Origin of the sequence: Pseudonocardia sp. (genome assembly GCF_035305885.1) — a bacterium.
Classification (GTDB): Bacteria; Actinomycetota; Actinomycetes; order Mycobacteriales; family Pseudonocardiaceae; genus Pseudonocardia.
In genome coordinates this window covers 161,844-171,873 of record NZ_DATGOP010000034.1, presented here as the reverse complement: position 1 = coordinate 171,873, position 10,030 = coordinate 161,844, and the positions used below count along the sequence as shown (strand labels likewise).

Annotated in this window: 8 protein-coding genes; 1 reads left to right on the top strand and 7 read right to left on the bottom strand. The window is 70.2% G+C overall.

Annotation, left to right across the window (positions count from 1 at the left end; all coding sequences use genetic code 11):
- The 6 genes from VKZ81_RS07210 to VKZ81_RS07185 all read right to left on the bottom strand — a co-directional run.
- A partial coding sequence (locus VKZ81_RS07210) for an alcohol dehydrogenase catalytic domain-containing protein (RefSeq protein WP_324240644.1) occupies positions 1–267 on the bottom strand: 267 nt, incomplete at its 3' end.
- A 10-nt stretch (positions 268–277) separates the two neighbouring features.
- Positions 278–1,966, bottom strand: a complete 1,689-nt coding sequence (gene groL, locus VKZ81_RS07205) for a chaperonin GroEL (protein ID WP_324240643.1) — start codon at positions 1,964–1,966, stop codon at positions 278–280.
- Between the two features lie 111 nt (positions 1,967–2,077).
- On the bottom strand, positions 2,078–2,440 hold the full coding sequence (gene mimD / locus VKZ81_RS07200) for a propane 2-monooxygenase effector subunit MimD (protein ID WP_349255543.1): 363 nt from the start codon (positions 2,438–2,440) through the stop codon (positions 2,078–2,080).
- A complete protein-coding gene (locus tag VKZ81_RS07195; RefSeq protein WP_324240642.1) occupies positions 2,437–3,639 on the bottom strand; it encodes an aromatic/alkene monooxygenase hydroxylase subunit beta in 1,203 nt (400 codons plus the stop codon). Before VKZ81_RS07195 ends, mimD begins: the two co-directional genes overlap by 4 nt.
- Positions 3,636–4,685 carry an FAD-binding oxidoreductase gene (locus VKZ81_RS07190; protein WP_324240641.1) on the bottom strand — a complete coding sequence of 350 codons (1,050 nt, stop codon included), beginning with the start codon at positions 4,683–4,685 and terminating at the stop codon, positions 3,636–3,638. Before VKZ81_RS07190 ends, VKZ81_RS07195 begins: the two co-directional genes overlap by 4 nt.
- Before the next feature lie 95 nt (positions 4,686–4,780).
- A complete protein-coding gene (locus VKZ81_RS07185; RefSeq protein ID WP_324240650.1) occupies positions 4,781–6,418 on the bottom strand; it encodes a ferritin family protein in 1,638 nt (545 codons plus the stop codon).
- A gap of 199 nt (positions 6,419–6,617) precedes the next feature.
- On the opposite strand from VKZ81_RS07185, the gene VKZ81_RS07180 reads away from it, so the two are divergent.
- Complete coding sequence (locus VKZ81_RS07180; protein WP_324240640.1) at positions 6,618–8,444, top strand: sigma-54-dependent Fis family transcriptional regulator; 1,827 nt, start codon at positions 6,618–6,620, stop codon at positions 8,442–8,444.
- 1 nt (position 8,445) lies between these two features.
- Here VKZ81_RS07180 and gnd read toward each other — a convergent pair whose 3' ends face one another.
- Positions 8,446–9,894: an NADP-dependent phosphogluconate dehydrogenase gene (gene gnd, locus VKZ81_RS07175; protein WP_324240639.1), complete on the bottom strand. Its 1,449-nt coding sequence runs from the start codon at positions 9,892–9,894 to the stop codon at positions 8,446–8,448.
- Positions 9,895–10,030: the final 136 nt, after the last annotated feature.

Here is a 10,030-nt window from a genome sequence, read left to right as displayed (position 1 = left end):
GTGCAGGATCACCGTGTCGCCGACGGCGACGTTGGTGACCCCCTCGCCCACGGCGTGGACCCAGCCCGCGTTCTCGTGCCCGATCACGTACGGCAGCCGCGGGTTCATCGCCGCGGCCCATTGCCCTTCCAGGATGTGCAGATCGGTGCGGCACACCCCGGCCCCGCCGACCTTGACGACCACGTCCAACGGGCCCTGGATCTCCGGCTCCGGGATGTCGTCGATCTTCGGGTCGGTGTGGTAGTCGTGCACCCGTACGGCCTTCACGGCGTCCTCCTCAGCCGATCGACGGGCCGAGGCCCAGGGACTGCGGTGTGCTCGAGTCCGGCGAGGGCTGCGGGATCCCCTCGTCGAGCGGACCGAACTCGGTCATCAGCGCCTTGTTCCACGGGGTGACCTCCTCGGCCACCAGCGAGTTGGTGGTGAGGATCAGCCCGGCCACCGACGCGCCGTTCTGCAGCGCGGAGCGCACGACCCGCAGCGGGTCGATGACGCCCAGCTCGACGAGGTCGCCGAAGCGCCCTTCGAGCGCGTCGAACCCCTCGTCGACGCCCTGCGCGGTGACCTGCTTGACCACCTCGTCGCCGTCGTAGCCGGCGTTGGAGGCGATGAGGTGCACCGGCTCGGTGAGCGCCTGGCGCACGATCTCCACGCCGATCCGGTAGTCGCCGCTCACGTCGAGGTCGTCGAGCGCGGGCTCGGCGTGCAGCAGCGCCACGCCGCCGCCCGCCACGATGCCCTCCGCGATGGCCGCGCGCGTGGCCTGCAGGGAGTCGTCGACGCGGTGGCGGACCTCCTTCGCCTCGGCGTTGGTGGGCGCACCGACGCCGATCACCGCGGCCTTGCCCGACAGCCGGGCGATGCGCTCGGACAGGAAGTCCTCGTCGCTGCCGATCGTGGCGCGGGCGAGCTCGGCCCGCAGCTGGGTGAGCCGCAGCTCCAGGGCGGCCCGGTCCCCGCGGCCCCCGATGATCGTGGTGCTGTCGCTCGTGACGCGCACCTGCGCCGCCCGGCCGAAGTGCTCGGTGGTCATCTGCTCCAGCGCGAACGCGGAGCTGCGGCTGTGCACCTTGCCCCCGCACAGCGCGGCCATGTCCTCGAGCAGGTGGATGCGCTTCTCGCCGAAGCCGGGCGCCCGGATCGCGACGGCCTGGAAGGTGCCGTTCACGTGGTTGTGCACCAGCATCTGCAGCGCGGTGCCCTCGACGGTCTCGGCGACGATGACCAGCGGGCGCCGCTCGCCGCGCATGACCTTGTCGAGCACCGGCATCAGCTGCTGGACGTCCTTGACCTTCTCGGCCGTGAACAGCAGGTACGGGTCGTCGACGATCGCCTCCAGCCGGCCGGGGTCGGTGACCATGTACGGCGTCACGTAGCCGTTGTCGAACTCGAAGTCCTCGACGAACCCGACGCTCACCCCGTGCTGCGGGACGTCCTCCACGGTGACCACGCCGTCCTCGCCGACGGTGTGCAGCGCCTTCGCGACGACCCGGCCGATGGACTCGTCGTCGTTCGCGGAGATCGACGCCACCCGGGCGAGCTCCTGCTCGGTGGTGCACGGGTGGCTCACCGTCTGCAGGTGCTCCACGAGGCGGCGCACGGCGAGATCGATGCCGCGTTTGACGAGCACCGGGTTGCCGCCCGCGGCGATCGCCTTCATCCCCTGCCGGACGATGGCCTGGGCGAGCACGATCGCCGTGGTGGTGCCGTCGCCGACGGTGTCGTTGGTCTTGACCGCCGCTTCCTTGACCAGCTGCGCGCCCATGTTCTCGAACGGGTCGCGCAGGTGGATCTCCCGGGCGATGGTCACGCCGTCGTTGGTGACCTCGGGGGATCCGGTGATCTTCTCCAGGATGACGTTGCGGCCCTTGGGCCCGAGCGTGCTCTTGACGGCCTCGGCCAACTGGTCGACTCCGGCCTCGAGCAGCCGACGGCCCTCCTCTCCGAATCGCAGTTCCTTGGCCATGGCGGTGTCCTCCTGGATGTGCGGGGTCGTCGGTCTGCTGCGCGGGTGGGATCGACAGGACGGGCCGCCGCCTGCTCGTGCGGACGCCGGCGGCGGCCCAGCCGGGAGGGGCTACTGCACCGGCTTCAGGTCGAAGTCCAGGTATTCGGCCGCATCCTCCGGATTGGCGAACATGATCGTGCGGTCGTCGAGGTGGACCATCCGGCCGTAGTGGGTGGACATCGCCTCCTCGAACTCGGCGGCGTTGAACCAGCCCTCCTCCTCGCCGGCCTCCTCGTCGATGTCGGCGTAGACGACGTCGAACCGGTTCTGGCCGTCGACGCGGATCATCGAGGGCAGGTGGGTGACCTTCACGTTGGGAATCCGCGACATCACGTTCGCGATGAGCACGCCGACCTGGCTGTTCATCAGCGTGAAGCCGCACATGTTCGATGCGGTGCTGTTCTGCTCGAAGCGGCTCGTCGTCGCGGTCACTTCTTCAGCTCCTCGGGGGTCGAGAGGCCGAGATCGCGGCAGATCCCGGCGAACCGGTTCTTGGACTTGTCGAGGCTGTCCTCGAAGCGCGGCGGCTTGGCGTCGGGCTGCGACCACAGCGGCTGCAGCTGACGGGCCGCCTCGAGCGCCTGCGCCACCCAGTGCGACAGCCACCCCTGCATGAGCGCGGTGTTGTGCTCGGCGAACTCGCGGTCCTGGGTGAGCGGGGCGAAGCAGGCGATCGTCCAGCGCAGGTCGCGCTGGGCGTAGTCGTACTCCCCGGCACCCATCACGGTGGGCGTCACGTAGTCGCCGTTGCCCGCGGCGGACTGCATCACGAGATTGCTGCGGAACAGCTCCCCGAGCAGCGGCTCGAACACGACGTTGGCCGCGAAGACCGCCTCACCCCAGTCGTCCTCGACGGCGGTGAGGGCCTCGCACACCTTCCGCACGCCCTGCCACTCGGGGTCGGAGTTCCAGGCCGCGAGGTGCGCCGAGCCGTCGAAGCCCTCGATCTCCTCGGTCAGCGTGAGGTTGTACAGCGCGAGGTCCTGCGCGAACCGGATCTTGTGGGCGCTGTTCACCGCCAGCGCGGTGTTGTGCATGTTCGTCGGCGCCGACCGCTCGTTGGCCGCGAACACGTACAGGCCGAGGATGTGCTCGATGTGCATCCAGGCGCCGACGTGGCGTTCGACGAAGCGGACCCAGTTCGGCGACCACTGCTCGAACGACTTCGTGTGGCGGGCGTTCTCGATGTTCTGGTTGACCTGCCGCACGACGTTGGCGTTGTAGCGGTAGATCGTCTGTTCCCACTCCTCGTTGGGATCGCGGAACTCGTGCCACCCGTGCGCAGGCCAGTTCTGGACGGGCAGCCCGCCGGTGCCGGGACCGCGCTGCGGCTCCGGCTCGTCGACGCCCCAGGCCTTGAGCTTCGTCCAGTGCAGCGGGTAGCCGGTCTCGCCGTCGGCGAACCCGTAGATCCAGCCCTGGGTGAGGTAGTGGCGCGGGTCCGGCTGGACGTCGACCGTGACGTCCTCGTAGTGGGTCTGCTTGCGCTTGGCGGGCTTGAAGTAGTTGTAGCGGCGGGCGCTCGCCGACGAGTCGGGGAACTCGCGCGCCCCGGCCTCGGCATCGGTGAAGACTGGTTTCGGAACGCTGCGTTCCGGGCGTTCCGCGGTTGTCCGTTCTGTGGTCGTCACGGCTGGTCCTCCGGGTCACCGGTGGTGGTGAACTTGTCGTAGAAGATGTGGTCGGTCGTGCAGCCGAGCCTTTCGAGCACCGCGATCGCCGCGTCGACCATCGGCGGCGGGCCGCAGATGTAGGCGTCCTTTCCGGACAGGTCGGACTCGTGGCGGGCGAGGACGTCGGTGATGAGGCCGGTCTCCCCCGGCCAGTCGTCCTCGGCGGTCGGTTCGGACAGCGCCGGCACGTACGTGAAGCCGGGCAGCTGCTCCTGCAGGCGGGCGAGCTCCTTCTCGAAGCACAGGTCCCGTGCGGCGCGGGCCCCGTAGTAGAACGTCACCTTGCGCTCGACCCCGCGCTCGGCCATCGACCGCAGCAGGCCGAGCATGGGGGCCATCCCCGCGCCGCCGCCCACGAACACCAGGTCGGACGTGCGGCTCTCGCGGAGGGTGAAGGTGCCGAACGGCGCCTCCACGGCCAACCGGTCCCCGACCTGCAGCCGGGAGGCCAGCAACCCGGAGAACAGGCCGTCGGGGTAGATCTTGATGACGAATTCGAAGTGGCCGTCCCGGTTCGGGGTGTTGGCCATCGAGAAGGAGCGGGTCTCGTCGGTGCCCGGCACCTGGAAGTCCATGTACTGGCCCGGGAAGAACTTGATCTCCTCGGGTTCGACGAGCTTCACGACCAGGTGCCGCATGTCGTGGGTCACCGGCTCGATCGACACGACCTCGACCGTGCCCCGCCGCAGAGGCAACCCGCCCCGGATGATCTCCTCGTCGTAGTTGAGGAGCTCGATGGTCAGGTCCTCGTAGGCGTGGGCCCGGCAGAGCAGCGTCTGCCCCTCCTCCCGCTCGAAGTCCGGCAGCGCGAACGTCGAGTAGCGGTCCAGCTCGATGTCCTCGCCCTCGAGCACGAAGGACTTGCACGCCGCGCACTGGCCTTCCTTGCAGCCGTGCATGAGCTGGACGCCCTGCTCGGCGGCGGCGCGCAGGATGGTCTGGTCCTCGTCGACCTCGATCTCGATGCCGACCGGCTCGAACCGGACGACGTGCTTGTCACCCAATGGGTTCTCCTGGGCAGTTCCGGGCCGGGATGCGGGCAGGCTCGGCGGGGAGAAGGCCGGCCGAGACCGGCCCTCTCCCCTCGCCTGACCCGCGCTCAGGCGTCAGCGGGGGCGGGACGTCCGGCGGGTCCCTGGCGGACGTAGTCGGCCGCGAACGCCTCGCGCTCGGCGTCGCTCATCTGGTTGAGCAGCACGTTCGGGCTCTGCACGACCGGCATGCGCCGCATGTGGTCGAGCGTCCACATCTTCTTGGGGTCGAGATCGAGGTGCGGCTGGGCCGTCATGGTCTTGCCGTCGTCGCGCACGGCGCCCATGTCCTTGACGACGTCGGCCCAGTTCCAGCCGTGGTAGAGCGTCTCCCACTCCCGGTGCCCGGTGAGCCGGCCCATGTTCGGGGTGTCACGGCCCTCGTAGGTCGGGCGGAACGCCACCTTGTCGGTCCAGTGGCACATCTCGTGGCAGTAGGTGCGCCACTGCCCGTCGACCTCGTCCATGACCATGTCCTCGCGGACGAGGCAGGGCACCATGCAGGTCCAGCACCGGTGCGGGTAGACGTAGTCGACGTCCTCGGCGACGATCGCGTGGTGCCCGTTCGGCACCGAGAGGCGGTTGTAGTTCTCCCACCACTTGCCGTACCTGTCGTACCAGCCCGGGTACTTGTGTTCGAACCACTCGAAGTCCTCGTCGGTCATGCCGTCGATGCGCCAGTAGTTGGCGAGCCACCCGGTGGCGAAGAACTGCGCGACCTCGTGGACGTAGCCCTTGTTCCAGATCTGGTTCCAGGACTCCTCGACCAGGTCGTGCGGGATCGTGAGCCCGTACTTCTCCAGCGGGACGAGGTAGGAGCGGTAGTAGTCGTCGTAGATCCAGCGGCGCCACATCTCCGCGTACGACTCGCGGTCCTTGCGGCGGTCCTTCGTGCCGTACTCGATGAACGTGCCGATCGCGGCGTCCACCACGCGGTGGTTGTTCCACCACGCGTAGCGCAGGTCGCGGGCGAGCAGCTGGTGGTTCTCCTCGTCCGACAGCGCCATCAGCAGTGTGGCGTAGCCGTTGGAGATGTGGCGCGACTCGTCGGACTGCACCGAGTGGAACACCGTCGGCAGCAGGTAGTCGCCGTTCGCCGCGGCTTCCGCGGGCATCGCGACGAACAGCGTGTTCGTGAACGCGGTCTCGGCGACGATCGTCAGGTAGATGCTCGCCGCGGTGATCGCGTCACCGGTGATGAAACCCTCGGCGAACTGGCGGCCGATGGTGCCGCAGTAGTCGCCCTGGAAACCCCGCAGGCTCGTGTTGAAGCCCGCCGGGTCGATGTAGTTGTTCATGTACAGGCGCTTGAGGTTCTGCTGGATCGTCGAGTGCCTGACCTCGTCGATCATCTGGATCGCCTGGCCGTTGTGCAGCTCCGGGTTCGGCACCGTGTGGAACAGCATCGGCATCGACCGCGCCGCCGAGATCTCCGGCAGCGGGATGATCGACAGGAACAGCTTCTGCCACTCCAGCCAGCGCTCCTGGACCTGGCGGAACATGTTGCCGCGGATCGCGCCGTCCTGGGCGCCGTAGACGCGGTGGTCCTTCTCCTCCTCCATGGGGAAGTAGGACCGCAGCACCTGCTTCAGCGGGTCCTTCTTCGCGGCCTTCCGGAAGGTGTAGTCCGTGCCGTACTTCATGTACGGCTCGTGGTACATGGGCTCCCAGGCGAGTTCCTGGATCTTCTGGTGAGCCTTCGCCAGACTCTGCCGACTCACGACATCTCCTCCTGGGGTGGTGGGTTGACGGCGAGTCGTCGACGGCGCGGGTGTCGACCAGCTCGTGGTCCCGATCACACCTCCCGCAGGTCGTGCACGCGGTCTCAATATGAGACGGCGATCACAGACCTGGCCCCCTACTGTGAGCTGAGCCGAGGCGTCGACACCGCGGTCGAGGAGGCCCATGGCTGCGCGAACGGAGGGCGGGTCGCGGACCCCAGCAGTGACCGCCGGCGAGGACGTGGCGCGCGCTCGTGTGTCGTTCCTCCTGGACGAGCCGGTGCGGCCGGGCCTGGTCCGGGAGCCGATCCTGGCCTCCTGGTCCCGCTCGCTGGCCTGGAAGGTCCCTGCGGACCACATCGAACTGCCCTACGACGACGTCGACCCGGACAGCCTGCTCACCCGCGCCGCGCGCCCGGTGCTCTCCGACGTCTCCGACCAGTTCGCCACCGAGCCGGTGAGCGTGATCCTCTGCGACGCGGACGGCGTGGTGGTCGACCGGCGCACCCAGGACACGAGCCTCGGGAAGCACCTCGACCGCGTGCTGCTGCGGCCCGGCTTCAACTACGCGGAGCGCTACGTCGGCACCAACGGCATCGGCAGCGCCCTCGAGGGCGGCGGCCCCGCCCAGGTGTTCGGCCACGAGCACTACGTCGAGCACCTGGAGGACCTCGCCTGCGCGGGCGTCCCCGTCCGGCACCCGGGCACCGGCCGTGTGCTCGGCGTCGTCGACATCACCTGCTGGAACCGCCACGCAGGCGCCATGATGGCCGCCGCGGTCGCCTCGATCGGCCGGCGGATCGAGGAGGCCGTGCTCGCGCACTCCGGCCGGCGCGAGCACCTGCTGCTGCAGGACTACCTCAGGGCCTGCCGCCGCGCCCGGGGCGCCGTGTTCGCGATCGGCGCCGACGTGCTGATGATGAACGACCGCGCGCGCGAGCAGTTCGACGCGCGGGACCAGAACGCCCTGCTCGCCGAGGCGGTGGAGGCGCTGGCCGCCGGCCGGGAGCGCCGGCTGGTGGTCGACCTGCCCAGCGGGCTCACCGCACGGGTGCACTGCAGGCCGTCGGTCAGCGAAAGCGGCGTGGGCGGCGGGGTGCTGCACGCGCGGCTCGTCGCCATCAACGAGGCGGAGCGCGGCGTCGCCGCACCGGCCCGCGCGCTCACCCTGCCCACCGCCGTCGGGTCGAGCACCACGTGGCGCAAGTGCGGACAGGCCGTGGACCGGCACTTCCGGGCCCGGGAGTGGCTGCTCCTCGAAGGCGAGCCGGGGGTCGGGAAGGCCACGCTCGCGCGCGCCACCCACCGCAACCGCACCCCGGCCGCCCACCTGCGCGTGCTCGACGCCGACGCGTACGAGCCGCAGTGGATCGCCGAGGTGACCGGCGAGCTCGAACACGCCGGCACGCTCGTGATCACCCACCTCGACCGGCTGCCCGCGGCCGGGGTCGCCGCGCTCGCCGACGCGCTCGAGCCCTACCGCGAGGCCCCGGGCGTCGAGCGGCCGTGGGTGGTCGCCACGGTCACGCGCGCCCAGGGGGATCCGCCCCCCGACCTCGCGCCGCTGTTCTCCTGCTTCCCGCGCACGGTCGAGGTGCCGCCGCTGCGCCACCACATCGACGACGTCGCCGAGCTGGTGCCGCACCTGCTCGCCGAACTGGCCCGTGGTGGCCTCACCTGCTCACCCGAGGCCATGCACGTGCTCATGCGCAACCGCTGGCCCGGCAACGTCGAGCAGCTGCAGCAGGTCCTGCGCAAGGTCGTCGCCAAGCGGCGCGCAGGCGTCGTCGAGGCCCGCGACCTGCCGCCCGAGTGCCGGGTCACCACCCGCCGCGTGCTCACCCCGCTCGAGGCGATCGAGTGCGACGCGATCATCCAGGCGCTGCTCGACACGGGCGGCAACAAGGTCGAGGCCGCCCGCCGGCTCGGCTCGTCGCGCGCCACGATCTACCGCAAGATCCGCGAGTACGGGATCGCGATGCCGAGCCCGGTCGAGGGGACGCGGACCTAGCTCAGGCGTCCGTGCGCACCTCGGTGCCGTCCTGCGCCCAGCGGGTGTGGTACACCCCTTCGGCGTCGATGCGCCGGTAGGTGTGGGCGCCGAAGAAGTCCCGCAGGCCCTGGATCAGGTTGGCCGGGCCGCGCTCGCGCCGGTAGCCGTCGTAGTACGACAGCGAGCTGGCGAACGCCGGGATCGCCACGCCCTGCTGCGTGGCCGTGACCACCACGCGCCGCCACGCGTCCTGCGCGTTCGCCACCGCCTCGGTGAAGTACGGCACCATCAGCAGGTTCTCGATGTCCCCGTGCTCGGCGTAGGCGTCGCGGATGCGGTTGAGGAACTGGGCGCGGATGATGCAGCCGCCGCGCCAGATCGTGGCCATCGCGCCGAGGTCGAGGTTCCAGCCGTTCGCCTGCGACGCCGCGCGCATCTGCGCGAAGCCCTGCGCGTAGGCCACCACCTTGCTCGCGTAGAGCGCCTGGCGGATGTCCTCGACCAGGTCCGTCCGGTCCTCCCCGGCGCCCGGCACCGGGCCGGCGAGGGTGGCCGCGGCCGCCCTCCGCTCGCTCTTGAGCGACGACAGCGTGCGCGCGAACACCGCCTCGGTGATGCCGGTGAGCGGGACGCCGAGGTCGAGCGCGTCGATCGCCGTCCAGCGCCCGGTGCCCTTCTGCTCGGCCACGTCGTCGATCACGTCGACGAGGGGGCGGCCGGTGCGGGCGTCGGTCTTCTGCAGCACCTCGGCGGTGATCTCGATGAGGAACGACTCGAGGTCGCCCGAGTTCCACTCCTCGAAGATCTTGCCGATGGCCGGGGCGTCGAGGCCCGCGACGTGCGTGAGCAGGTCGTAGGCCTCCGCGATGAGCTGGATGTCGGCGTACTCGATGCCGTTGTGGACCATCTTCACGTAGTGGCCCGCGCCGTCCGGCCCGACGTGCACGCAGCACGGCGTGCCGTCGACCTGCGCGGCGATGCCGGTGAGGATGTCCTCGACCTCGGCGTACGCGGCCGGGTCGCCGCCGGGCATGATGCTCGGCCCGTTGAGCGCGCCCTCCTCGCCGCCGGACACGCCCACGCCCATGAAGCGCAGGCCGCGGGCCGCGCACTCCTCGGTGCGGCGCTTGGTGTCGGGGAAGTGCGAGTTGCCCGCGTCGATGATGATGTCGCCCTCGTCCAGCAGCGGCGCCAGCTCCTGGATCACCGCGTCGACCGGCGCGCCCGCCTTCACCATCACGATGATCTTCCGGGGCCGTTCCAGCGCCGCGACGAACTCCTCGATGGTCTCCGCCGCGGTGAACGCGCCCTCCGAGCCGTAGGCCTCCATGAACTCACGGGTGCGCGCCACGGTCCGGTTGTGCACGGCGACCGGCGTGCCGCGGCGGGCGATGTTCCGGGCGAGGTTCGCCCCCATCACGGCCAGCCCGGTGACGCCGATGCGGCTCTTGGCCTCTGCCACGGTCATCGCTTCCCCTCGCCGATCGGTGAGCCTGCGCCAGAACCGTACCGCCGAGGGCGGGTCCGGGATCGCGCCCGGCGGCCGCGACGTCGGTCACCGGTGGGTGCCGCCGGCGAATGCCGTGATCAGCGATCTTGCAGCT

Bases quoted from the DNA above. Each gene is read 5' to 3' on its own strand.
- gnd (WP_324240639.1), bottom strand. From the start codon at position 9,894: ATGACCGTGGCAGAGGCCAAGAGCCGCATCGGCGTCACCGGGCTGGCC.
- groL (WP_324240643.1), bottom strand. From the start codon at position 1,966: ATGGCCAAGGAACTGCGATTCGGAGAGGAGGGCCGTCGGCTGCTCGAG.
- VKZ81_RS07180 (WP_324240640.1), top strand. From the start codon at position 6,618: ATGGCTGCGCGAACGGAGGGCGGGTCGCGGACCCCAGCAGTGACCGCC.